Genomic DNA, 23,981 nt, shown 5'->3' with positions numbered 1-23,981 from the left:
AACAGAAAAACGCTTTGGTCTAGTGTCTACACCAAAGCTTTTTATTGAATAAATGTGTGATATTCGTGGTAATGCGGATTTCGGTCAAGCGCCTCTTGGCAGTCTTCACATATCGTCAAAACATGGACATCTCCATTTTCTTTATAAGAAATCATATCGTTTCTTTCCTCATTTGTTAAGTGCTGAAATCCAAGTGAGTCTGTCGATACCATTGAAGATTCGAGACTGCCTACTTTCACTCCGCAATGACGACAATAATAATGCAAAGCCATACAAGGGACCTCCTGATGAAAAAGTCATTTTGGTGTAGTATGGACTTTGTTGTTACATTTTATACCTTTGCGTTAAATTCGTTCATGACTTCTAAAAACGGTTTACTCAAAGAAGCCTCACAAGCCTTCACAGATTTATCAACCGCTTCTTCGATCTCAGGTGCCTCCTCCTTGGTAAAGGAGCCTAACACATAATCAACGACCTTCATGCCGTTTACAGGCCGGCCGATTCCGATTCGGATACGGTCAAACTCGGATGTTCCAAGATGCTGGATCAGTGATTTGATGCCATTGTGTCCTCCGGCGCTTCCTTTCGTTCTTAAACGGATCTTGCCAGTCGGAAGGTCAAGGTCGTCGTAAATGACTGTCAAATCTTCGTTATCGACATCATAGTAGTCCATTAAAGGCCGCAAACATTCTCCTGATAAATTCATATATGTAAGCGGTTTAACAAGTAGAACCTTTTTGCCGGAAACAAATCCGGTTCCGTATAATCCGTTAAATTTATTTTGATTCAGCTCTATATTCCATTCCTTTGCAAGCTGATCTATCACCATAAATCCGACATTATGCCGTGTATTTTCATAGTTCTTCCCCGGGTTTCCGAGACCGGCAATCACAAGCATGGCGAATCCTCCCTTAGTCACATAACTCCCGTCTTCATAAACGGGCTATAATTCTTCTCATTCTAGCACAAAAGACGTAACCGCGGGAGGGTTACGCCTTAAGCTATTATTGTTCGTTTTCACCTTCAGGCTGAGCATCGGCAGATTCCTCTTCATCGACCTCAGCTGCTTCCTGCTGCTGCGGAGGAAGGATTGAAGCCACAACCTCATCTGATTCATGATTAAAGGAGTAGTCACCGCCAGCAGGCAAATCCGCAATCGTCAGTACTTCATTTACATCGAGGCTTGAAATATCAGCCTCAATCGTTTGTGGAATGGCTTTTGGCTTGGCCTTTACAGTAAGTGCATATAACGGCTGCTGCAGTACGCCTCCGTTTTTCACTCCAATGGCTTCTCCGGTCAGATGAATCGGAACTTCCACTTCAATGTCCTCACTCATATTAACTACTTGAAAATCAGCATGAGTGATTTCATTTTTCAGCGGGTCCGTCTGCAGGTCTGTTACCATGACTGAGTGTTTTTCTCCGCTGACCTCAAGCGTAATGACTGCATTTTTGCCTTCGTCCCTCAGCGTTTTGATGAGCTCCACACTGTCTAATGACACAGGTTTGTTACCCGTATCCTTCCCATATATGATACCTGGAACATGTCCTGAAGTACGGATATTCCGAAGAGACGAACGAGTAAAGTCCGTTCTTTCTTTTGCCGTTAAAGTTGCCATATTCAGCACCATCCTATTGTCGTTTTAGTTGTCCTATTACAAACAATACCCATAACGATAAGGATTTAAACCTCGAAAAATGGTTTAGCTGAACAGATAGCTGACTGATTGCTGCTCATGAACGCGAATAATCGCTTCGGCCAGAAGCGGTCCGACTGAAAGCTGCTTAAAGCGTTCAATTTTCTTTTCTTCAGGAAGCTTGATGCTGTTTGTCACAACAAGCTCTTTAATTGTTGAATTATTAATCCGTTCTACCGCAGGGCCTGATAGTACAGGGTGTGTACAGCATGCATATACTTCTTTCGCTCCGTTTTCAACGAGCGCATTAGCAGCAAGTGTAATCGTACCTGCAGTATCAATAATGTCATCGATGAGGATAGCAGTCTTCCCTTCGATGTTACCTACAATATTCATGACTTCCGCCACGTTTGGACGCGGACGGCGTTTATCGATAATCGCAATTGGCGCTTTTAGTCGGTCAGCCAGTTTGCGGGCACGTGTCACACCGCCATGGTCTGGTGAAACAATGACGATATCTTCAAGATTTTTGCCTTCAAAATATTCTCCTAAAATCGGAACACCCATTAAGTGGTCAATCGGTATATCAAAGAATCCTTGAATTTGCGGCGCATGCAGGTCAAGTGCAATCACACGAGTCGCACCGGCTGTTTCAAGCAGGTTAGCGAAAAGTTTAGCTGTGATTGGCTCACGGGATCTTGCTTTTCTGTCTTGACGCGCATAACCGTAATAAGGAATAACAATGTTAATCGTTTTTGCAGAAGCGCGTTTTAACGCATCTACCATAATCAGCAGTTCCATAATATGCTCGTTAACGGGGTCACTTGTAGACTGGATGATGTAACAATCACATCCGCGAATACTTTCTTCGATATTAATTTGGACTTCCCCGTCACTAAATCTTGTGACAGAACATTTCCCTAATTGAACTCCAACTATATCTGCGATTTCTTTTGCAAGCTCTGGATTCGAATTTAAAGAAAAAATCTTTAAATTCTTATCTCCGTATTGATTAGACATGGATAAACCTCCGAATTTAGGATTATTTTTTATGAATATTTTTCACATAATCGTCTTTATTTACTTGTCTCGCTCTGGCAATAGCAAGTGCTTTTCCAGGTACATCTTCCGTAACAGTTGAACCTGCCGCCACATAAGCGCCTTCTCCGACTGTGACAGGGGCAACCAAGTTGGAATTGCAGCCGATAAACGCGCCATCTTCAATTTTTGTCAAATACTTATTCTTTCCATCATAATTGACAGTAATTGAACCGCAGCCCAGGTTTACATCAGTGCCTACCTCAGCATCGCCGACATAGCTTAGATGAGATGCCTTGCTTCGGTCTCCGAATTGAGTCTTTTTAATTTCTACAAAATTCCCGATCTTCACTTCATTCCCGATGACAGAATCAGGTCTGATGTGAGCAAAAGGTCCTATGTTTACATCATTCCCCACTTTACTGTGATTGACTACCGATTGTTTAATAACCGTACGGCTGCCAATGGCACTATTCATAATCTCCGTATGAGGGCCAATAATCGTATCTTCTCCGATTTGCACCTCACCTTTAATCACAGTTCCAGGGTAAATCACAGTATCGCTTCCGATAACAGCGTCAGGAGAAATATACGTATTCATCGGGTCGATCAACGTCACGCCATTTTGCATATGCCGTTTATTAATGCGCTCTTTCATAAATTGTTCTGCCTGAGAAAGAGCAACTCTATCATTAACTCCGAGCGTTTCTTGGAAATTACCAGTCTGGTAAGCGGCAACAGTTTCGCCTTCATTTTTAAGAATCTCTATGACATCCGGCAAATAATACTCGCCTTGGGCATTATCATTAGACACCTGATCAATAGCCCGAAATAGCGCTTCATTGTCAAAACAATACGTACCGGTGTTGATCTCAGTTACAAGACGTTCTTCTTCAGAGGCGTCCTTATGCTCAACGATTTTTTGAACCGCTCCGTTTTCGCTGCGAATAATGCGGCCGTATCCGGTTGGATCTTCTGCAACCGCAGTTAAAATCGTAGCTTTCGCTTCTCTTTGTGTATGTTCTTTCAGCATCTGTTCCATCGTCTCTGCTGTCAAAAGCGGCGTATCTCCGCAAATGACAATTGTGACGCCTTTTTCGTCAGCAAGAAATGGCTGTGCCTGTTTTACAGCATGAGCAGTGCCAAGCTGTTCTGCTTGAAGCGCGTACTCGCTTTTATCACCAAGCTGCTTTTTCACTTCTTCCGCACCATGTCCGACAATCGTGACAAGCTTTGATAAAGATAATTTTAAGGCTTCGTCCACGACGTGCTCTACCATAGGCTTACCGCAAACTGGATGAAGGACTTTATAAAGCTTCGATTTCATTCTCGTTCCTTGTCCAGCCGCTAAAACAACTGCAAACCGCTTATCCATTTATTGGCCTCCAATATCCCTTTTATCCATAGAAAAATATATCCTAAATATCTTCTGATTTCAAGGAGACTTCATGAAGTGCAAGAATTTTCTATTGAGTGCAACTAAGTTTGAAAAATCAGAATTAAAAAAGGACCGCCGGCAAAAGGCTTATGTCAGCCCTTTCAGCAGTCCTTGCTTTTTGGTTATTTTTTAAGAAGCTCCAGCTTCTTCGAATTCTAATGCTTCAGTGTCACCCAGACGATGATACTCATTTAACACGGCATCTTGAATCTTTCCTCGCGTGCTTGAATTAATAGGATGAGCAATATCGCGGAACTCTCCATCAGGGGTGCGTTTACTCGGCATCGCAACGAAAAGACCATTGTTTCCATCAATCACACGAATATCATGTACAACAAATTCGTGATCCAGCGTGATGGATGCAATCGCTCTCATGCGACCATCGGTATTCACGCGGCGTAATCTTACGTCAGTAACTTCCACAGTAGTTCACCACCTTTTCCCTATATAAAAGCATTAGTGTATCAATTCCACGATTTTTTCTGAAATCCTGCTCGTTTTTAAAATATTTTTTGAAAAAATAGGATATAGTTACACAATTAGGTCATAAAGCTTTCATTTCGGGCATAAGGTAAATAAAAAAGTGATCCCGGGCTCTCCCAGAATCACTTTTCTTATTATTTCACCAGTGCAATAACTTCAATCTCGACTAACGCATCCTTCGGGAGTCTCGCGACTTCAACACAAGATCTCGCCGGTTTGTGAGTGTCAAAGTATTGTCCGTACACTTCGTTTACTTCCGCAAACTGTTCCATATCCGCGATAAATACAGTTGCTTTTACAACTGTTTCAAAAGAAGCACCCGCTTCTTCCAGAACCGCCTTTAAATTGCTGAATACTTGATGAGTCTGCTCCTTAATATCGCCGTTCACCATTTCGCCTGAAGGAGTCAAAGGGATTTGACCTGAGCTGTAAAACATATTGTTGACGATAATCCCTTGTGAATAAGGCCCGATTGCCGCTGGGGCATGTTTTGTGTGGACTGCTTTTGTCATGATTCTGTCTCTCCATTCTTTAAAAGATTGTCTTTAAAAAAACGCAGAAAATTGCCATTCTGAATTTCAATGGACTTCTCTTTCATGTTGATGGTTGAAAGAGTAAGAAGTGACATATATTCGTCAACAAGACGTTCATCTACTCCTTCGGCTTCAACTAAGACGCCGATTCCTGCCACATTTGCGTTAAACTCATCCAACAGGTTAATCATACCATTAATTGTGCCGCCTGCTTTCATAAAGTCATCAATAATGAGTACGTTTGAACCCGTTTTCATGCTTCTTTTCGCAAGTGACATTGTTTGAATGCGGTTTGAGGAGCCTGAAACGTAATTAATGCTGACTGTGGAGCCCTCTGTTACCTTATTGTCTTTACGAACGATCACAACAGGCACATTCAAATAGCTTGCAGCTGCATACGCAAGAGGGATGCCTTTCGTGGCAACGGTCATGACAACATCAATTTCGCGTTCTGCAAACACGGAAGCAAACAGCTTCCCTACCTTGGAGAGTACAGATGGCTTTCCTAAGATATCCGTTAAATATACATAACCGCCCGGAAGGATACGCTCAGGATTTGCCAGCGACTGTCCAAGTGTCTGCACAAACTCTTCAGCTTCAGCCTGCTTCATTTTCGGAATATATTTAACGCCTCCGGCAGCTCCGGGAACAGTAAGCAAAGTACCAATCCCCTGCTGTTCAAAGGTTTGTTTAATAATTGTTAAATCTTCACTGATCGATGATTTTGCAGATTCATACCGCTCAGAGAAAAAGGTTAGCGGTATTAACTCGTGCGGATGGGTTAACAAATAATTTGTTAAGTCCACCAATCTGCCGCTGCGACGAAACTTCATGAACTTACCCCCAAAATCCGAATATTTTAAGATCAATATAACTTAACATACGGATTTAATCAAGAGCGTTCTGTTCGCCGATCATTCTCACCGCATAAACTTGATCGCAGAAGCCTCTTAACCCGTTATAAATTCTCTGCACCTTCGACTCATACTGAACCAGTCCAAATACTGTCGGGCCGCTCCCGCTCATTAACACGGCATCTGCACCAAAGCGTTTCATCTGGTTTTTGATCATCGCAACTTCAGGATGCATATCGAGTGTAACAGATTCAAGCACATTGCCTAACCGGCTGCACATCTTCTGAAAACTCTTTTCTTCTATCGCCTCGATCATGCCTTGTACATCGGGATGCTCTATACCATCCAGTTTCAACGCTCTGTACACTTCAGCAGTTGAAACACCGATTGTCGGCTTCGCTAAAATGACCCAGCAGTGCGGAGGCGTGCTGATATGTTTAATTTTCTCGCCGCGCCCTGTTGCTAATGCAGTTCCGCCATAGACACAAAATGAAACGTCAGAGCCAATTTCCGCTCCAAGCTCAGCAAGCGTTTCCGCGGACAGATTTAAATTCCACAGTCTGTTCAGCCCTCTGAGTGTCGCCGCCGCATCACTGCTTCCGCCGGCAAGACCGGCAGCCACCGGAATTACCTTCGTAATCATGATGGAAACTCCCTTTTTCACGTTGTATCTGTCCTTGATCAGCTTGGCAGCCTGATAAGCTAAGTTTCTTTGGTCATCAGGCACAAATCGATTGTGGGAGGAAACCCTCACTTCATCCTCTGCAAGCTCCGTCAATTCAATTCGATCAGCTAAATCAATTGTCGTCATGATCATTTCGACTTCATGATAGCCATCCGGGCGTTTTCGGGTGACGTCAAGTGACAGATTGATCTTAGCTGGCGCTTTTTCTAAAATACGCATAGCTTTCACCTACTTCTCCATCTAAACATAAGTATGAACATTGTATCACATTTGAAGTACAGGATGAACATATCCATATTCAGCCCATTATGTATTTATATCCAAAATAAAAAAACCAGGGAACAGCACGTCCCCCGGGTCACATCCTTATCGGTTATTCTGATTCTGAGCCATTTGCTGTTCGGCGATTTCTATAGCGCGCTTTACCATGTTACCGGCATCGCGAGCCCGAATTTCGCCCCAGCCGCCATTTTTTACTGTGTCATAAAAACCAAGGTCTTTAGCAAGCTCATATTTAAACTCATCTGACATAACTCCACGACGTCTGCCCAAACGAAACAACCCCTTTTTTAGAAGTGATAGCCATTCGTGCACGTCACGATAATATGTGACTGTTTTATCTTTTGTTAAATCAGATGGAACTTTCGTTTAAATTACTGGAAACCAAAAAAGGGCAAAACAAAAAGCAGTAAACAAAAGGTTCACTGCCCGTTAAAATGCCACTGAGCTTGCGGCGTCATCATTAAATGTCAGCTCAACAGTCTCAGTCAAAATATCAGCATAACTGTATGAAACTCTTTCAAACGAGTTCTCGTCTTGATCTAGTTGTATCACAAAAACAGAAGGGTACGTCTCAGCTAAAATGCCCGAACGCTCAATCGTTTTTCGGCGGCCACCGTTTGCTTTTAACGTCAGCCTTTTACCTAAATTCCCATCAAGCGATCTTTTAATATCGGACAACGTCTTCGCCATTGCATCCACCTCACTACATTTATTGTACAACACGAGCCCATTTTTGTCAAATAAAATTTAAATTATATCAACGTTAATAAGACGTTGTCAATAAAATTATTTTGACAAAATTCTATGATTCCTCAATTATGTTCCGCAAGTTTCGGTAAATTATGTATCATTATGTAAAATAAAAAACCCGCATAGCTCTCCTATGCAGGTTTTCAACTGTTAATTGGACTTATAAGGCATACCAATTCTCAGAACTCCTCTTGTTTCAATACCTCCAAGCCCTTTCTCTCTTGTCAGCGTATTACGGAGCACTTCCCATACATTAATCCGTTCCATAAACGGCGTAAAGCTGATCTTCGCGACGATATATACCGGATCAAGCGCATGAATATTGACTCTTGACGGTGAACTTGCAAAATTCGCACCCGCTCTGATGAGTGATTCAAAATGGGATTGGCAGGCCCCCGCAAAAATAACAAGCTGATCTAAGTGAGGGATCTTTTTTCGGGCTGTTTGAACAGTTTCAACAAAGTGCTTAGAATGTCTGTACGCATTCAAATCATCAATGCCGCCCTTTTGCTTCGAATACGCATCATGCCCTGTGATCACCAGGATATCAGGTCGATATTTGTCGAGCAATTCTTCAATAGAAGCAGACATTTTCTTTTCATGGCAATGGATGCCATAGACCGGCACTCCAATTTTTTTATAGACATTCAGGCATTTTTTCAGATATGCTTCGTCACCATCCAGATGAAGCACTTTGCCCGGCATATGGAAATAATGCTCCTGATGCTGATATTGGCTTGTCGCATAGTACTCCTGCTTTTCTCTGAGCAGCTTATAATCTTGGCGGAGCAATTCGAGCGACTCATTCATTCTGCTCTCATCTTTCTTTTTCCGCATCATCTGCTCATCCTTTTTCACTGCCACCAGATCAGAAAAATCCGAATCAGCAATCAGCCTGACTTCATCTCCATGCAAAATGGCAATTGAATTTCCTTTGCTTGTTTGCTCTATTCCTATAATTCGAAACAAAACATCCATCTGATAGGATTTTCTGGCTACCATATCCCCTATTTGAAATTGCACGTTCCTCACTCCACACATAGACTAAGCCTCATCATGAAAGAAAGAGCCTTGAGAAAGCGCCTTTTTTCGCTGAGTCCAAGTTTTTCTTATCATTGAATGAAAGGTCCTTCTCTAGCCTATGTAGCGGCAGTCCATGTGGTGCGCAAAACAAAAAGCCCTTTTAGAAAAGGGCTTTATACAATACGTTAGACAGCGCTGCGAACTCCTCAATAGACAGGGATTCACCTCGGCGCTTACCGTCAATATTTGTTTCTTTGAGCACTTGCTCAATCGTTGATTTTTGCGCCTTTCCTTCAGGCAGATTGTTAACTAAGTTATTGAGCAGCGTTTTACGGCGCTGTGCAAAGCTTGCCTTGATGAGCTGAAAGAAAAAAGATTCGTTTTCCACGTCCACTGCCGGGCCGTCTCGGAGAATCAGACGGATGACTGCGGAATCGACATTAGGCTGAGGAACAAATACGGTTTTCGGAACGATCATCACCGTTTTGGCTTCTGTATAAAACTGCACCGCGATTGAAAGCGAGCCGTATTCCTTAGATGAAGGATCAGCCGCCATGCGCTCAGCCACTTCTTTTTGCAGCATAACCACAATCCCTTTCAGCGGAAGATGTTCTTCAAGCAGTTTCATGATAATCGGTGTTGTTACGTAATAAGGAAGGTTGGCAACTACCATGATCTCATCGCAATCTTGAAATTGTTCTTCAATGACCGATTTGACATCAGCCTTTAACACATCATGATGAATAACAGTGACATTGTCGTAAGGTGACAGTGTATCCTTCAGAATCGGCAATAATCGCTGATCAATCTCAAATGCCACGACCTTTTTCGCCCGCTTGGCAAGCTGTTCGGTTAAAGCCCCGATTCCCGGGCCGATTTCAATGACACCTGTTTTCTCAGTCACTTCCGCGTGATCAACAATTCTGTTTAAAATGTTCGTATCAATTAAGAAATTCTGTCCTAAGCTCTTTTTAAAAGAAAAACCGTATTTCTTCAGTATCTCTTTCGTTCTAATCGGTGTCGCAATATCTTTATTCATTCTGTTCCTCCCGCATAACGGTATCGAGCGCACTCATAAAATCACTTTTTTTAATTTGAAACATTTGCAGCCGTTTTTGAAGCTGTTTGCCATTTGTATAGCCGATTTTCAACAGATCACCCAGTCGTTCCCGGCGGCGTTTGGCCGCAGGTCCGCCTATTAGTCCGGCATGAATCAAATCCTCAGCTGAAATGTCACTCGGCTGCGCTTCCATCTCCTCATGCACATTTTCTAAACATGCCCTAATGCTTTCAACCGATGCATGCTCCACACCAATTCCCCGCTTGTTTTTAGGTTTGGCAAGATGTTTTGGCAAAAATGCATGCTTACAGCCGGGCACAGCCTCTGAGATGGTTTTGCGAATCTTCTCTCCCGGAAAGTCCGGATCCGTTAAAACAATGACGCCTCTGGTCTTCTGGGCCAAACGGATTTGGTCAATCACATGATCATCGATGGCTGAACCATTTGTTTCAATTGTGTCTGCATCAACAGCCAATTTGATGCGGGCCGTATCATCACGCCCCTCGACCACAATGATCTCTTTAATTTTCATTATTTCCTCCAAGACAAAATAAAAACTTTTGTATATTCATGAAACTTTTTCTTATGTCGAGCGTCTAATAAGCAGAAAATGCACTTTGTCTATTATAACGAAAAAAACAGAGGGCGCAAAACCCTCTGAATACATAAGTATATACTAATTTAAGATTTTAATTTTGACTGTTTTATTTCCCCATCGGTACGCCGATGATTTCTCTGGGAAAAAGACGTCTATCTTGTTCCCTTTAATCGCTGAACCGGTATCTGCAGCAATAGCATATCCATAGCCTTCCACGTGGACTTTGGAGCCTAGCGGAATGACATTTGGATCCACAGCGATGACTTTGGCATTCGGATTATTTTTTAAATTGACGCCTGTCGCTGTATGTCCTGAACAACCGCTGCAGCTTGCCGTATAAGCCGTAGATGATACAGTCATGACTTTGCCTGTTGATTCATTGCTGCGGGACACAACTGTTTTTGAATCACCTGAAGCACTGACCGTTTCAACTTTTGGACTGCTTTGCTTTGTGCCGACAGCAATCACTTTATCTTTGCTTTGTTCAGCTGTTTCTTCTTTTACAAGCTCTCTGGACACTTCTTTACCGTTTTCTTTAACGACTTCGAAATGTTTTTTTAGCTTGCCTTCTTTTCCTTTTTGGACGACCTTTTCTTTCCCTTTTTCAAGAGAAGCGTCTTCTTGCTTTTTCACATCGAACGCAATCTTCTCTTCAACTACATCGGTGACCTTTTCGATACGAGTAATTGTAATATCAGCCTTTCCTTTCGTCAGCTTTGCATCTAACGCAGGCTTGATTTTATCTTCGTCTTTTATGTTCATCTTTTGCTGTTTTAAAAAGTCAGCGACCGTAGTCGAAGTCGTCCAGATCTTCTTTTGTTTCCCTGCATCATTCACAGTAACCTGAAATGCGGGCTCTATGTTAAGCTTCATGTCTTTCGAAATATCTGTATCTATTGCGGGATCAATTTGATCTTGTTCTTTCACATCAACATCTTGTTCGTCCAGTAATGCACCGACCGTTTTTGCTGTTGACCATAATGTCTTTTCTTCCCCGTTTATTGTAAGCTTCACAGGTTTTGCAGCCTCATACACAACGTCCATGTCTGCTGTTATCTTTGTCTGTTTAGCAGGTGTGATCTTGTCTTCGTCTCTTGTCTTTATATCAAGCGTCTCCAAAAGATCACCGACTGTATTTGCATGTGTGCGTATATGTTTCTTTTTGCCATTGATAGAAACTGAGACTGATTGTTTCGTCAGCTCATGAGCCGCGTACGCAGTCCCGCTTCCTGCCAAAAGCAAACAAGCAGCAACCAGAATGACTTTGCTTTTGCTAAGCTTTACGGAAAACAGCTTTTTCATTTTTTGTGTGATGAAAAACGCCTCCTTCTCCTCGGAGAGATTATATAGAGTATCTAAAAGGCTGTCAACCCTCCCTTCTCTTTCTCCCAAAAGCTCAGTGTCTTCTTCATTATCCTGAAATACACTGAGAAACGGAAGAAAGACTTGTCGACAAACCTATCCTATGAGGAGAAGAAAGCATGTAGAACTTTTATAGAAAAACGCTGTAAGGGACAAGCTCTTACAAAACCCGCTAGCGTTTTTTGTCAGTTTATACGGAAAAGTCTTTTCGCATTTTCAGTCGTGATTGACGCAATCTCTTCAAAGGTCATTTCTTTTAATTCGGCGATTTGTTCTGCCACATATTTCACATAGCTTGGCTCATTTCTTTTCCCGCGGAAAGGGTGCGGTGTGAGAAACGGGCAGTCCGTTTCAATCAGCAGCCGGTCATTGGGAATTTCCTTCACTACTTCCTTCGGTTTCTTCGCATTTTTAAATGTCACCGGTCCCCCAAATGATAAATAAAAATTCATTTTCATGCATTCTCTTGCCACTTCCGCACTTCCTGTAAAGCAGTGCATGATTCCGCCCACAGCTTCTGCGCCTTCCTCTTTCAAAATGGTCACGACATCCTCCGTTGCATCACGGTTATGAATGATAATAGGCAAATTGACCTCTTTCGCTAAGGCGATTTGTTTTCTAAACACCTCTTTTTGAATATCTTTAGGTGATTTATCCCAATGATAATCCAGTCCCATTTCCCCTATCGCTACCACTTTCTCATGAGCAGAAAGCTCTTTAATCCACGCTAAGTCTTCCTCTGTCATGTCAATAGCGTCAACAGGGTGCCAGCCAATGGCTGCATAAATAAAATCATATTCCTCAATCATTTCCATCGCACGGGTAATCGTCGGACGGTCAAAACCAACTACGACAATTCGTTCAACTTTTTCAGCTTTTGCCCGTTCAATAACCTCTTCAAGATCAGTATCATATTGTTCTGCATTTAAATGCGCGTGTGTGTCAAACAACATAAGTGAAAAACTCCTTTCTTGTCGAAACACAAAAGGTGTTCGACGAATTGTTACACGTGAAACACCTTTTGTTTTATCATTATTTAATTCTTGTGCCTTTTGGTAACGACTGATCGATAGACACGACCTTTAAAACGCCGTCTGCTTCTCCTGCAAGGATCATACCTTGAGAAAGCTCTCCTCTGAGTTTAACCGGTTTTAGATTTGTTACACAAACGAGTTTTTTTCCAACAAGCTCTTCAGGCGTATAATGCTTCGCAATGCCGGATACCACTTGGCGCTTTTCAAAACCAAGATCGAGCTGCAGCTTCAATAAACGGTCTGCTTTTTTCACTGGCTCTGCCTCAATGACCTCAGCTACGCGAAGCTCTACATCCATGAATTGATCAATCGTAATTTCAGGTAAACGATCGACCTCTTGCGGCTCTTCTTCTTTTGTTTCTTCTTTCGATGGTGCTGAACCTTGCATTTTCCCTTTGATGTAAGCAATTTCTTCTTCTGCCTCTAAACGAGGGAACAATGGATCACCTTTTTGTACTTTTGTATCTTTCAGCTGGCCGAAAGCTGTAATGCTGTCCCAAGCTTTTAAAGATTCATCAGTAATACCTAGCTGCTCGAACATTTTTTCAGGTGTTTTTGTTAAGAATGGCTGAAGCAGTACCGCTGAAATACGCAATGATTCAGCGAGGTGATACATAACGGATCGCAATTCTTCTTCTTTTGCCGGATCTTTCGCAAGCACCCATGGAGCTGTCTCATCAATGTATTTGTTTGTGCGGCTGATGAGCTGCCATAAAGTCGAAAGTGCTACCGAGAACTCCATATTTTCCATTGCTTTCTCATAAGCTTTCACTGTTTCTTCAGCAACGGAAGTGAGCGTTTGGTCAAATTCCGTAACAGCACCTTTGTAAGAACCGATTTGTCCGTCAAAATACTTATTGATCATCGCAACAGTACGATTCAATAGATTTCCTAAATCATTCGCTAAATCATAGTTGATTCGCTCAACAAATCCTTCCGGCGTGAATACACCGTCAGATCCGAACGGCACTTCGCGAAGCAGGTAATAGCGAAGCTCGTCTAAACCATAGCGCTCAATTAATGTAACCGGATCTACAACGTTTCCTTTTGATTTCGACATTTTTCCGTCTTTCATCAAAAGCCAGCCATGCGCGAATACTTGCTTTGGCAGCGGAAGATCCAGCGCCATCAGCATAATTGGCCAGTAAATAGTATGGAATCGTACAATCTCCTTACCGACTAAATGAACATCGGCAGGCCAATATTTTTGATAAAGCTCATCATTTTCTGTATCATAACCGAGTGCCGTTAAATAGTTAAATAGTGCGTCAATCCAAACATATACAACATGCTTTGGATTTTCCGGCACCTTCACGCCCCAATCAAAAGTGGTACGTGATACTGCCAAATCCTCAAGTCCAGGTTTGATAAAGTTATTAATCATTTCGTTTTTGCGTGATTCTGGCTGAATGAATGTCGGGTTTTCTTCATAGTATTTCAGAAGACGATCCGCGTATTTCCCCATGCGGAAGAAATAAGATTCCTCTTTGATCAATTCAACTGGGTGACCGCTGTCAGGGCTTTTTCCTCCGATGACCTCTCCCTTTTCATTCCGCTCAATATCAACGAGCTGAGTTTCCGTGTAGAACGTTTCATCAGGGATGCTGTACCAGCCTTCATACTCATCAAGATAGATGTCCCCGTTATCAAGAAGCTTTTGAAACACCTTTTCAATGACAACTTTATGCCGTTTTTCTGTCGTGCGGATAAAGTCGTCGTTTGAGATTTCAAGCTGCTTCCACAGTTTTTGAATATCTGCCGCTGCGCGATCCACATACTCCTGAGGTGTAATGTTTTCCTGTTCAGCTTTTTGCTGGATCTTTTGTCCATGCTCGTCCGTTCCCGTTAAATAGTGAACATCGAACCCTTTTAATCTTTTGTAACGTGCCATTGCATCTCCCGCGACTGTCGTATATGCATGGCCGATATGTAATTTTCCGCTCGGATAATAAATCGGTGTTGTAATGTAAAATGTATTGTTTTCTTGCGGCATCTTGAAACCTCCTAATCAGAATGTCAAAAAGCTCCCGCCCAAAGGACGAGAGCGGCGATAAGTGCAAATCATATATGAATATTATTTATATTTATCCTTTATCTATGATACCATCTTAGCCTTTAAGATCAAGAATATATACATACGCCCTGAAAAAGAATAATTAAAATTAAAAATCTTTAATGAAAATAAAAAAAGTCTGTTCGTGTCGAATTTTGTCGTATATAATCAAATGAAATAAAAAACTTTGGTTCGAAAGTCTTGATTTAAAAGGATTTTTAGTAGGATAATAGCTTTATTAAATATTTATAAAATGCTGTTATTTCGGTAGTTTCTAAGACATTACTGACTATAAGAACTAATTCTTACAATCAATAGTAAACAAAATGATTGACGATTATTGGAAACCTTGTTATGCTATGAAGGTAAGGATTTTGTCGAATAATGACGAAGAAAAATATAATTTAAACAAATAAGTATCTCTTGGGAGGAGAATGTTTATGAAATCTACTGGTATTGTACGTAAAGTTGATGAATTAGGACGTGTAGTTATTCCTATCGAACTGCGTCGTACTCTTGGAATCGCAGAAAAAGATGCTCTTGAAATCTATGTTGATGATGAAAAAATCATCCTTAAAAAATATAAACCAAACATGACTTGCCAAGTAACTGGTGAAGTTTCTGATGATAACCTTAAACTTGCAGGCGGTAAATTGGTTCTTAGTAAAGAAGGCGCTGAGCAAATCATCAGCGAAATCCAAAACCAGCTTCAAAACCTTAAATAATCATTTCTTGTACAAAAAACGTTCTTGTTATGACACAAGAACGTTTTTTTATTGCTTAATATGGTAAGCATCGTACACTTCACGCTTTGGTACATTGCGATCGACTGCTGCTTTTTTAATGGCTTCTTTAGATGTAGCGCCTTTCGAAATGTAATGCTCGACATGTTCTTTCGCAGTGAGGGTTTCCCACCATTGTTCTTCCTCATCTACCTCTTCATTATTACTTCCTTCTACAACAAGACAAAACTCGCCGCGTATCTGATCCTCGTTTGCCCATCCAATGACCTCAGATATGGTTCCTCGAATAAACTCTTCATATTTCTTAGTGAGTTCACGCGTTACAGCTATTTCCCGATCTCCTAATATCTCTGCCATCGCTGACAAGGTTTCCTTCAATCTGTGAGGCGCTTCATAAAAAATGATCGTTTCCCGCCGTTTTTTAAGGGCTTCAAGCTCCTTCTTCTTTTCTTTTTTCTGTCTGTTGAGAAAACCGTAAAAGAAAAAAGGCTGCGGTACAATACCTGAAGCAATAAGAGCTGTTAATGCGGCATTTGCTCCCGGCAGCGGAACAACATAACCGCCTATATCCGTAAAATCCTTTACAATTTCCGCTCCGGGATCAGAAATCGTCGGCAGACCGGCATCACTGACAAGAGCAATGTTTTTTCCCGACTTCAGCCATTCAATAATTTTGTGCCCACTGCTTTCTTTATTGTGTTCGTGATAGCTGACGAGCGGTGTTTCAATTTCATATACATGACAAAGCTTTTTCGTTTGCCTCGTATCTTCCGCAGCAATCGCATCCACTGATTTCAGCGTGTCGATCGCCCGGAATGTCATATCCTCTAGATTTCCGATTGGGGTTGGGACCAAGTAAAGAATCCCCATGTCCGACTTTCCATTAAAGCTCATTTGGCGCCTTAACATATACAGCCTCCTTGCTGTTCCGCTTTTCTTCTATATAAAGCTCTTTTTTCTTCCGAGTTAGTTTTTTGAAATAATATTCCGCCTGCATAGCTTCCCGCTTTGTTGAAAAGCTCTCGGCAAAAATTAATTCAACCGGACGTCTTACTTTTGTGTACTTTGCACCCTTTCCATCATTGTGTGTTTTCACTCGTTTATGCAGATCGTTGGTATACCCGGCATACCAGCTATTGTCCTTACATTTCACGACGTAGAAGAAATGGTTATTTGTCTCCATATAAAATGGTCCTGATTTCTTTTGTATATTCATTTTGTTCATCATAAACGAATAAAGGAGGAAGAATTTTTAAATCCGGGCGCCCGCCTTTGATACCTTCAACCAAAATGGTATTGGCTTCTTTCCCTTGCTTCGGATAGACAAATTGTACACGTTTTGGCTCGATTTGATAAGCCTTCATCAGTTCAAAAATCTCTAGAAGCCTTCCCGGCCGGTGAACAAGAGCTGCTTTTCCCCCTTGCTTGAGCAGCTTGCTGCTGACTGAAATGACATCCTCCAGTGTGCAGTGGATTTCATGTCTTGCAATTCGGAGATGCTCATTCATGTTTTGTTCAGTTTGTTTCGGTGTTTTAAAATACGGCGGATTGCAGGTGACAACATCATATCGATTATGTCCAAGTTTCTCCGGCATGTTTTTCAGGTCATCATGTATGATCTGAATCTGATCCTGCAGCTTATTATACTCCACGCTGCGAACAGCCATATCATGCAGCCTTTCTTGTATTTCGACTCCCAGAATGTCTGCTTTTGATCTTGTACTGAGCAGCAGCGGCACAATACCATTGCCGGTGCATAAATCAACGATTTTCCCTTTTTGAATCGGAACGTACGCAAATTTGGACAGAAGCACAGCGTCCAACGAAAAAGCAAACACTGTTGGGCTTTGTATGATTTTCATGTCCTCTGCCAGCAAATAGTCTAATCTTTCATCATCATGTAATGAAACCATCTTCTTATCCTTTCAGTACCTTTGAAAAAGGCTCCCGTCTTATGCGGAAGCCTTTTCCCTATTTTTTATTTAAGAATGACAGACAGAAAAGACAATCCTCTTTTCGAACACTTCCATAGTGGACATTGCAGATATGAAATCCTTCTTGATACAGACGTGCCAGATTATCATATCCTTCCCCTATATCAGTTTGCTCTGTCTTCTGTGTTTTTGATTCTTTTTTATCAGCTTTGAACTTTTCAATCTGCTGCGTCGTATCGTCCAGCCGTTTGCGCAAATGCTTGTTTTCAAGCTGTAAATGATGATTTTCCTCAATCATCTCACCGATATGCTGCTTCAAATCCCCCAGCTGCCGGTACAGTGAACCAATTTGTTCTTCTAAGTTAATGACTGTATCAAATAACTCTTTTTTATCCAAGGTTCCACACCTCGTTAATCTGTGGTTTGTGCGGATACGACGCCCTCTTCCAAGAGCTCTTCCCAAGTATATTCTATCACTTTTTCACGGTTTATCAGTTCCACCTGAAGCACCCGTTCCAGAATATTTAGTCCGACGACCTTCGCGGGACCGTTTGCTGTCGTAATCATTTCTCCTATATCCGGAAGCTGTTCTTTTGCCGTCTCATACTCATCGTTCTCATATTTTAGACAGCACATCAATCGTCCGCAAAGACCCGAAATCTTCGTAGGATTTAAAGACAAGTTCTGATCCTTGGCCATTTTAATGGAAACGGGTTCAAAATCTCCAAGAAACGTTGAACAGCAAAGCATTCTTCCGCAAGGACCGATTCCTCCTAGCATTTTTGCCTCATCCCTCACTCCGATTTGGCGCAGCTCAATTCTTGTCTTAAAGATAGAAGCCAAATCCTTTACAAGCTCTCTAAAGTCGACTCGGCCGTCAGCAGTGAAGTAAAAAATGACTTTATTGCGATCAAACGTGAATTCAACATCGACCAGCTTCATATCCAAGCCATGCTCAATCACTTTCTTTTGGCAGATATCAAATGCTGATAGTGCTTCCTGTTTATTTTCTTCTACAATGAGAAGATCGCGCTCGTCAGCCACACGTATCACTTTTCGAAGGGGAAGCACCACATCATGCTCATCCACCTGTTTATTTGCAATTACGACCTGGCCGTACTCAACGCCTCTGACAGTTTCTACAATTACGCAGCTGTCATGTTCTATATGAAATCCATTCGGATCAAAATAATATATTTTACCCGCTTTCTTAAAGCGGACACCAATTACATTGTACAAGCTTATCCCTCCTGCAACATTAACACCAAGTGCTCCATTAATCCTTGTACATTCACATTGGAATGAAGCCGTTTCTTTGCTTCTAAAACAGCAAGTATCTGATTCGTAACGCTTTGTTGTGTTGATTGTAGCGCATGCTGTTTTATTGATTGGAATAAGTCTTGATAAATCAATTTATCTTCATTTCCTATTTGGATGGACAACACATCACGATATATCAATAAGAGCATATCAAGACCCATTTCTTGATGGGTTTTTTCTTTGAAAAAGGGCATCCATTGATCTTGAATAAAGAAAAAAGCATGTCCTTTCCGCTGGTGTAGGACTTCATACAATTTTATCACTTTCGCTCTAGACTCTGCAAACTCATCATTTCGACTTAATTCGACTGCTTCTGCTACATTATTGGTCATGTTGGCCAGAAGCCTTGCCATATGAGGCGAGACGTCCTGTTCGATCAGTCTATCTTCAATTGCTTTCGGCTGCAAAGGCTGAAAAGGAAGGGTTTGGCATCTTGAAATGATGGTATCCAATAACCTTTGGGGCTGCTCAGTGATGAGGACGGCCATTGTGTCTTTGTTCGGTTCTTCTAAAAATTTCAGCAGGCTGTTCGCCGCATTTGCTGTCATTTGATCTGCGTGCGAAATAATATACAGCTTTTTATGCGATTCAAGTCCTGTCTTAGAAAACTCTTCTTGGAGCGCTTGAATTTGCGCCTTTTTGATTGATAAGCCATCAGGCTGAACAAGATGGAGATCAGGATGGTTCCCTGACTCTATCCGTTTACAGTTTCGGCAGCTCTCACAAGGCTCCGCGCCATCCTCCAGACAAAAGAAGCTTTTTGCAAGAAGCAGCGCGGCATCAAGCTTGCCTGTTCCTTTTTTCCCCTCAAACAAATAAGCGTGTGATAGTCTGTCCTTCTCAATACTATTATATAAAAGCTTCATCACTCTGGGCTGAAGCTCGTTCATTTCCTTCCAGGATATTGCCATTGTATCACTCTCTATGTGTAAAGGTTAATTAATAAACCTTTTATTTCGCCAATACGCTCCAGCAAATCTATTGCCGGTTTTTCCTGATCCATCATCTCTTCCGTAAGCTGTATCAATTTGTCATCTATTTCTTTCACAAGTCCCAGCGTTCTGCTGTTCCCGTAAAGGTCAAAGCTTTTCGATGTTTCATGTGAAAGGCCGCTGTCCACAGCTTCTTTGACAAAACGTTTCACAAGTCCTTTAAATCTCGCTAAGTCTTTAAAATTCCGAGATTTCGTTAGCCTTTTTCCGAATGCCTCTATATCAGATAACAGCCTGGTAAGCTGATCAAGCTTCATTTTGCTGCTATGGTTTTCCATTGATGTTTTAAACGATGCTGTGATCTCAGATGTTTTCACAGAGGGAATCTGCTTATTATCTATAAATGTACGTATATCTTTATTAATTTTCACAGTTTCAGATCCTTAAAATTGATGAAATTCATCGACTGGAAGGACAAATACTGTCGCTCCGCCAACTTCAACTTCGACTGGATAAGGGACATAGGAATCAGCATTTCCGCCCATTGGAGATACAGGGGCAATCATCTGATCACGTTTCTGCCCGTTTTCTTTAATGAGACTCAACGCTTTATTGACGCGTATATCCTCGACACCGATCATAAACGTTGTATTGCCTGATTTAAGAAATCCTCCTGTCGTCGCAAGCTTTGTGACTCTGAAGTTGTGATCCGTTAAGGTTTTCAAAAGTCTGTTGCTGTCCTGATCTTGTACAACTGCCACTATCAATTTCATCTGTGAAGGCCTCCTTTAGATTGGAAACAACGTGATCTCGTTTACATTATTATATCAACTATTGGGAAACAGGTCACAATTGAATTTTTTTCAACGCTTCATCGATCACCTTTAGAACATCCTGAACGACGAGGTCTTTGGATTGCCCGGCATCAACTGAATGAAATCTTTCCGGAAATCGCTTCATCAGCTCTTGATAACCTTCTTGTACTTTTGTATGAAAGTCCAGTTTTTCTAAATCGAGCCTGTTTTTCTCCCGTGAGCCGTTTGCGTAAATACGCTTCAGTCCTTCTTCCGGATCAATTGAAAAATAAACCGTTACATGGGGCATCATATCTCCAATGGCAAATTCATTAATGGACAGAACCTCATCAATTCCAAGTCCTCTTGCATATCCTTGATACGCAAGAGAACTGTCTATGAATCTGTCGCAAAGAACGATAAACCCCTGTTCTAAAGCAGGTTTTACTTTTTCAACTAAATGCTGGCGTCTTGCAGCCGCATATAAGAGAGCTTCTGTTTTTGGGTCCATTAATGTATTGTTCTCATTCAGAATAACCTCTCGAATTTGTTCTGCAATATCTATTCCGCCTGGCTCTCGAGTTGCCATAACCTGAAGGCCTTCTGCTGTCAGTATGTTTTTGATCTCCTGCAGAACAGTCGTTTTTCCTGCACCTTCAGGACCTTCGAATGTAATAAATAAACCGCTCATGATTTCTCCTCTTCTATATAAACAAGTAGTTGTTTCTCTTTGATTTTCATATTCCCTTGAACATGCGTTTTCATGCTGATCAAGCGGCTGAGCTTTTGCACACTTTCTTTTGTTATTCTTTCTCCCGCCATAATCATCGGGATACCCGGAGGATAAGGGATGATATCTTCTGCATTCAGCCGGCCAGCTGCTTCCTCAAAGCTCACATATTCTTTCTTAAACGAATGTAAGACCTTTTTTGGATAAGGCAAGACAGTAACAGGCTGCACACCCCATTCTGCAGAAACAAACGTCTGATCCGGAGGCGTTTTCTCAATCTCTTCATCGATGCTTCTAATGGTTTCAGCGTTTATTCTCCGTTTTCCTCCCAATGGGAGAACGAGCAGAACTTGATTTTCATCAGCAAGCTCAGTGAATATGTTGGCACGCTCTAATATGCTTTGCAGCGTATAGCCAGAATGCCCGCGTTTTGAACGAATTGTGAGCTTCAGCGGGTCCGTGATGATCAGTGGATTAGCAGGGTTAACAGCTTCTGCATTTGTAAGTGAATCAAACGTTTGTTTAAGTGTTTGTATCCGCTGCAGAATGTCAGAAAGCTTTTGTTCTTCTATAATATGCTGTACATAAGCGCGGGCAATATCTAACGAAGCCATAATCGGATAAGACGGGCTGCTGCTTTGTAATCGGTTTAAATACTCTGCCACCCGATCCCTGTTAATCCTGCAGCTGGTGTTGAGATGCAAATAAGAACCCATCGTCATGGCAGGCAGCGTTTTGTGGGCCGACTGAACAACAATATCTGCCCCCATTTTTAAAGCTGAGACCGGAAAAGGCTCACCTAAAATAAAATGTGCGCCATGCGCTTCATCGACCAAAACAGGAATCCCGTAATGATGGGCTTCAGTAATGATCTCAGTCAAATCAGCACTATGTCCGTAATATGTCGGATTGGTCAGTACCAAGCCTTTCGCATCTGGATATGCTGCCAGGGCCTCTTTAATTGTTCCAAGCGGAACATGCGTAGGCACATGCATCGCTGAATCAACGTCAGGTGCAAGATAAACCGGCTCAGCACCGGCCAAATCAACAGCATGAAATACAGATTTATGACAGTTTCTTTGAACCAGAATTGTATCACCAGGTTCACAAACAGATAAAATCATCGCTAAGTTTCCGACAGTCGTACCATTTACCAGAAAAAAACTTTCCGCCGATCCATATAATTGACTGACAAGCTCCTGAGCTTCCTTAATCACCCCGGAAGGATGATGGAGATCATCCAGTCCTGCCAGTTCAGTTACATCAATGGTGAGAAGCGGATCGAATATTGACTTAGCGTCATCAAAAAAGACATCTCCATTGTGATGTCCCGGAACATGAAATGAATGAGAATTTCTTCTCGCATGTTGAATTAATGCTTTATATAAAGGTGTGTTCATGAAAACAATCCTTTGAATGTGTCTTCTTACACCTTATTATATCGTGCCTCTGAGAGAACTTAAAGCCAGACTTACTGGTAACTATCTTTCCTTATTGTAAGCAGCTTTTGCTTCAGGTCGCCTTCCATCATCATGAGCTCTTCTTCTGCCTGACGGCGTTTGATTCGTCCTTCTTCTTGTATAGTCAGTGTTTCTTCAAGCGTGCTTATTAAGCTTTCCTGCACCTTCTTCAAGGTATCTATATCAACAAGGCCTCTTTCATTTGCCCGTGCAGTTTCAATTGTATTGGTTTTTAAAAGGTCCGCATTTTTCAGCAAAAGCTCATTAGTTGTATCAGATACTTTCTGTTGTGCATCCACTGCATTGCGCTGCCTTAAAAGCGTCAGTGCAATGGCAACTTGATTTTTCCATAACGGAATCGCTGTCACAATGGATGACTGAATCTTTTCAGCTAACGCTTGGTTTGTATTTTGAATCAGCCTGATTTGCGGTGCACTTTGAATTGTAATTTGCCTGCTCAGCAACAAATCATGAACTCTTTTATCTAACCGGTCAGCAAATTGAATTAAATCATTCACCTCTTGAACGGCCATTTGGTTATGATCACTCGATTCAGCCTGTTGCTTCAGTTCAGGAATTGTTTTCGTTTTTAATTCCTCAAGCTTCAGTTCTCCTGCAGCAATATAAACATTCAGCGCGGCAAAATATTCTTTATTTTTTTCATATAACTGCTCTAACAGCTTGTTGTCACTGATTAAAGCATTTTTAGAGTGCTCCAGCTTCAAGCTGATTCTGTCTATCTGCACACTGGTCTTTTGGTATTTAGACAGCACCTCTTGAAGAGAACTTGATACTCTTCCAAACATGCGTGCCAAAAAACCCTTTTTCTTAGATTGGAGATCATCAGGATTTACTTGCTCCAGCTTTTTCATCAGCTCTCCAAGTATTTCGCCAATCTCCCCGACATCCTTCTTTTGAACATGATTAATCATATCATGAGAAAAGTTCAGCAGTTTAGATTGAGCTTGTGAACCGTATAAGACAATGCTTTGCATATTTTTATGATCAATCTGTCCAGCAAGCTGAATTGCTTTTTCCTTGTTTTCCTCAGGAAGAACATCAACAAGCCGTACTTGCTCTTTCTCTGCTTTTACAGCCTCCGAACCTGGTATCTCTATGTTACCACCAAAAGGATCTGCCAATAATTCATCTATATGAAGGTCGCTTTGGTCTCGGTTCATCGCTCTTACCCTCTTCCCTTATTTCTTTAATGAATGTTTTGCTGCGTCTAATTCAAA

29 protein-coding genes and 1 pseudogene (1 of these 30 cut by a window edge) are annotated in these 23,981 nt (G+C 41.7%); 1 reads left to right on the top strand and 29 read right to left on the bottom strand.

Going from position 1 to position 23,981, the window contains the following annotated elements:
* Positions 1 to 41: 41 nt before the first annotated feature.
* The 17 genes from fin to metG all read right to left on the bottom strand — a co-directional run bounded on the left by fin (position 42) and on the right by metG (position 14,770).
* Positions 42 to 272, bottom strand: a complete 231-nt coding sequence (gene fin / locus MHH82_RS37105) for an anti-sigma-F factor Fin (protein ID WP_003243417.1) — start codon at positions 270 to 272, stop codon at positions 42 to 44.
* Positions 273 to 331: 59 nt separating this feature from the next.
* Positions 332 to 898 carry an aminoacyl-tRNA hydrolase gene (pth, locus tag MHH82_RS37100; protein ID WP_003226727.1) on the bottom strand — a complete coding sequence of 189 codons (567 nt, stop codon included), beginning with the start codon at positions 896 to 898 and terminating at the stop codon, positions 332 to 334.
* A 106-nt stretch (positions 899 to 1,004) separates the two neighbouring features.
* Entirely contained in the window at positions 1,005 to 1,619 is a 615-nt protein-coding gene (locus MHH82_RS37095) for a 50S ribosomal protein L25/general stress protein Ctc (RefSeq protein WP_003243443.1), read from the bottom strand.
* An 84-nt stretch (positions 1,620 to 1,703) separates the two neighbouring features.
* Positions 1,704 to 2,657, bottom strand: coding sequence for a ribose-phosphate diphosphokinase (locus MHH82_RS37090; protein ID WP_003218353.1), 954 nt, complete (start codon positions 2,655 to 2,657; stop codon positions 1,704 to 1,706).
* 22 nt (positions 2,658 to 2,679) lie between these two features.
* Positions 2,680 to 4,050 carry a bifunctional UDP-N-acetylglucosamine diphosphorylase/glucosamine-1-phosphate N-acetyltransferase GlmU gene (gene glmU / locus MHH82_RS37085; protein WP_015382564.1) on the bottom strand — a complete coding sequence of 457 codons (1,371 nt, stop codon included), beginning with the start codon at positions 4,048 to 4,050 and terminating at the stop codon, positions 2,680 to 2,682.
* Between the two features lie 192 nt (positions 4,051 to 4,242).
* Positions 4,243 to 4,536 (bottom strand): septation regulator SpoVG, encoded by a 294-nt coding sequence (spoVG, locus tag MHH82_RS37080; protein WP_003218346.1) that lies wholly within the window; start codon positions 4,534 to 4,536, stop codon positions 4,243 to 4,245.
* 194 nt (positions 4,537 to 4,730) lie between these two features.
* Complete coding sequence (gene ridA, locus MHH82_RS37075; RefSeq protein WP_003226738.1) at positions 4,731 to 5,108, bottom strand: 2-iminobutanoate/2-iminopropanoate deaminase; 378 nt, start codon at positions 5,106 to 5,108, stop codon at positions 4,731 to 4,733.
* Positions 5,105 to 5,962: a pur operon repressor gene (gene purR, locus MHH82_RS37070; RefSeq protein WP_003218342.1), complete on the bottom strand. Its 858-nt coding sequence runs from the start codon at positions 5,960 to 5,962 to the stop codon at positions 5,105 to 5,107. Before purR ends, ridA begins: the two co-directional genes overlap by 4 nt.
* A gap of 55 nt (positions 5,963 to 6,017) precedes the next feature.
* Positions 6,018 to 6,887, bottom strand: coding sequence for a 4-(cytidine 5'-diphospho)-2-C-methyl-D-erythritol kinase (gene ispE / locus MHH82_RS37065; protein ID WP_003226742.1), 870 nt, complete (start codon positions 6,885 to 6,887; stop codon positions 6,018 to 6,020).
* A gap of 147 nt (positions 6,888 to 7,034) precedes the next feature.
* Positions 7,035 to 7,220 (bottom strand): small, acid-soluble spore protein, alpha/beta type, encoded by a 186-nt coding sequence (locus MHH82_RS37060; RefSeq protein ID WP_003218333.1) that lies wholly within the window; start codon positions 7,218 to 7,220, stop codon positions 7,035 to 7,037.
* Positions 7,221 to 7,379: 159 nt separating this feature from the next.
* The gene (veg, locus tag MHH82_RS37055; RefSeq protein ID WP_003218330.1) at positions 7,380 to 7,640 is read right to left on the bottom strand and encodes a biofilm formation stimulator Veg; all 261 of its coding nucleotides are present in this window, start codon (positions 7,638 to 7,640) and stop codon (positions 7,380 to 7,382) included.
* 210 nt (positions 7,641 to 7,850) lie between these two features.
* On the bottom strand, positions 7,851 to 8,723 hold the full coding sequence (gene prtG / locus MHH82_RS37050; protein WP_014475574.1) for a sporulation-specific protease PrtG: 873 nt from the start codon (positions 8,721 to 8,723) through the stop codon (positions 7,851 to 7,853).
* A gap of 160 nt (positions 8,724 to 8,883) precedes the next feature.
* Entirely contained in the window at positions 8,884 to 9,762 is an 879-nt protein-coding gene (rsmA, locus tag MHH82_RS37045; protein WP_340796358.1) for a 16S rRNA (adenine(1518)-N(6)/adenine(1519)-N(6))-dimethyltransferase RsmA, read from the bottom strand.
* Positions 9,755 to 10,315 carry a ribonuclease M5 gene (gene rnmV, locus MHH82_RS37040; protein WP_032725229.1) on the bottom strand — a complete coding sequence of 187 codons (561 nt, stop codon included), beginning with the start codon at positions 10,313 to 10,315 and terminating at the stop codon, positions 9,755 to 9,757. The genes rsmA and rnmV overlap by 8 nt, the downstream gene beginning before the upstream one ends.
* 144 nt (positions 10,316 to 10,459) lie before the next feature.
* On the bottom strand, positions 10,460 to 11,773 hold the full coding sequence (locus MHH82_RS37035; RefSeq protein WP_072175225.1) for a ubiquitin-like domain-containing protein: 1,314 nt from the start codon (positions 11,771 to 11,773) through the stop codon (positions 10,460 to 10,462).
* A 155-nt stretch (positions 11,774 to 11,928) separates the two neighbouring features.
* The gene (locus MHH82_RS37030) at positions 11,929 to 12,696 is read right to left on the bottom strand and encodes a TatD family hydrolase (RefSeq protein WP_014475570.1); all 768 of its coding nucleotides are present in this window, start codon (positions 12,694 to 12,696) and stop codon (positions 11,929 to 11,931) included.
* Between the two features lie 79 nt (positions 12,697 to 12,775).
* A complete protein-coding gene (gene metG, locus MHH82_RS37025; protein ID WP_072175224.1) occupies positions 12,776 to 14,770 on the bottom strand; it encodes a methionine--tRNA ligase in 1,995 nt (664 codons plus the stop codon).
* 494 nt (positions 14,771 to 15,264) lie between these two features.
* On the opposite strand from metG, the gene abrB reads away from it, so the two are divergent.
* A complete protein-coding gene (gene abrB, locus MHH82_RS37020) occupies positions 15,265 to 15,555 on the top strand; it encodes a transition state genes transcriptional regulator AbrB (protein ID WP_003226760.1) in 291 nt (96 codons plus the stop codon).
* A 48-nt stretch (positions 15,556 to 15,603) separates the two neighbouring features.
* On the opposite strand, the gene rsmI is transcribed toward abrB, so the two are convergent.
* The 12 genes and pseudogenes from rsmI to MHH82_RS36960 all read right to left on the bottom strand — a co-directional run.
* A complete protein-coding gene (gene rsmI, locus MHH82_RS37015; protein WP_019712967.1) occupies positions 15,604 to 16,482 on the bottom strand; it encodes a 16S rRNA (cytidine(1402)-2'-O)-methyltransferase in 879 nt (292 codons plus the stop codon).
* Complete coding sequence (locus MHH82_RS37010; protein ID WP_003242983.1) at positions 16,457 to 16,756, bottom strand: GIY-YIG nuclease family protein; 300 nt, start codon at positions 16,754 to 16,756, stop codon at positions 16,457 to 16,459. The genes rsmI and MHH82_RS37010 overlap by 26 nt, the downstream gene beginning before the upstream one ends.
* Entirely contained in the window at positions 16,743 to 17,486 is a 744-nt protein-coding gene (locus MHH82_RS37005; RefSeq protein WP_021479732.1) for a tRNA1(Val) (adenine(37)-N6)-methyltransferase, read from the bottom strand. Before MHH82_RS37005 ends, MHH82_RS37010 begins: the two co-directional genes overlap by 14 nt.
* A 58-nt stretch (positions 17,487 to 17,544) precedes the next feature.
* On the bottom strand, positions 17,545 to 17,904 hold the full coding sequence (gene yabA, locus MHH82_RS37000; protein ID WP_003218308.1) for a replication initiation-control protein YabA: 360 nt from the start codon (positions 17,902 to 17,904) through the stop codon (positions 17,545 to 17,547).
* Positions 17,905 to 17,918: 14 nt separating this feature from the next.
* Positions 17,919 to 18,746 (bottom strand): competence/sporulation regulator complex protein RicT, encoded by an 828-nt coding sequence (gene ricT, locus MHH82_RS36995; RefSeq protein ID WP_003226767.1) that lies wholly within the window; start codon positions 18,744 to 18,746, stop codon positions 17,919 to 17,921.
* 2 nt (positions 18,747 to 18,748) lie between these two features.
* Positions 18,749 to 19,738 carry a DNA polymerase III subunit delta' gene (gene holB, locus MHH82_RS36990; RefSeq protein WP_003226770.1) on the bottom strand — a complete coding sequence of 330 codons (990 nt, stop codon included), beginning with the start codon at positions 19,736 to 19,738 and terminating at the stop codon, positions 18,749 to 18,751.
* Between the two features lie 11 nt (positions 19,739 to 19,749).
* Positions 19,750 to 20,190, bottom strand: a complete 441-nt coding sequence (locus MHH82_RS36985) for a YaaR family protein (protein ID WP_072175223.1) — start codon at positions 20,188 to 20,190, stop codon at positions 19,750 to 19,752.
* Between the two features lie 12 nt (positions 20,191 to 20,202).
* Positions 20,203 to 20,532: a cyclic di-AMP receptor DarA gene (gene darA, locus MHH82_RS36980; protein ID WP_003242755.1), complete on the bottom strand. Its 330-nt coding sequence runs from the start codon at positions 20,530 to 20,532 to the stop codon at positions 20,203 to 20,205.
* Positions 20,533 to 20,605: 73 nt separating this feature from the next.
* Positions 20,606 to 21,244, bottom strand: coding sequence for a dTMP kinase (tmk, locus tag MHH82_RS36975; RefSeq protein WP_015253015.1), 639 nt, complete (start codon positions 21,242 to 21,244; stop codon positions 20,606 to 20,608).
* Positions 21,241 to 22,683 (bottom strand): aminotransferase class I/II-fold pyridoxal phosphate-dependent enzyme, encoded by a 1,443-nt coding sequence (locus MHH82_RS36970; protein WP_038827633.1) that lies wholly within the window; start codon positions 22,681 to 22,683, stop codon positions 21,241 to 21,243. Before MHH82_RS36970 ends, tmk begins: the two co-directional genes overlap by 4 nt.
* 71 nt (positions 22,684 to 22,754) lie before the next feature.
* Positions 22,755 to 23,924 (bottom strand): toxic anion resistance protein, encoded by a 1,170-nt coding sequence (locus tag MHH82_RS36965; protein ID WP_049140372.1) that lies wholly within the window; start codon positions 23,922 to 23,924, stop codon positions 22,755 to 22,757.
* An 18-nt stretch (positions 23,925 to 23,942) separates the two neighbouring features.
* Positions 23,943 to 23,981: pseudogene (locus MHH82_RS36960) on the bottom strand (5-bromo-4-chloroindolyl phosphate hydrolysis family protein) (it continues 577 nt past the right edge of the window).

It is taken from the genome of Bacillus sp. FSL K6-6540 (genome assembly GCF_038007545.1).
Note: the sequence above shows the minus strand (reverse complement) of the source record. Positions and strands in the feature narration are given on the sequence as shown.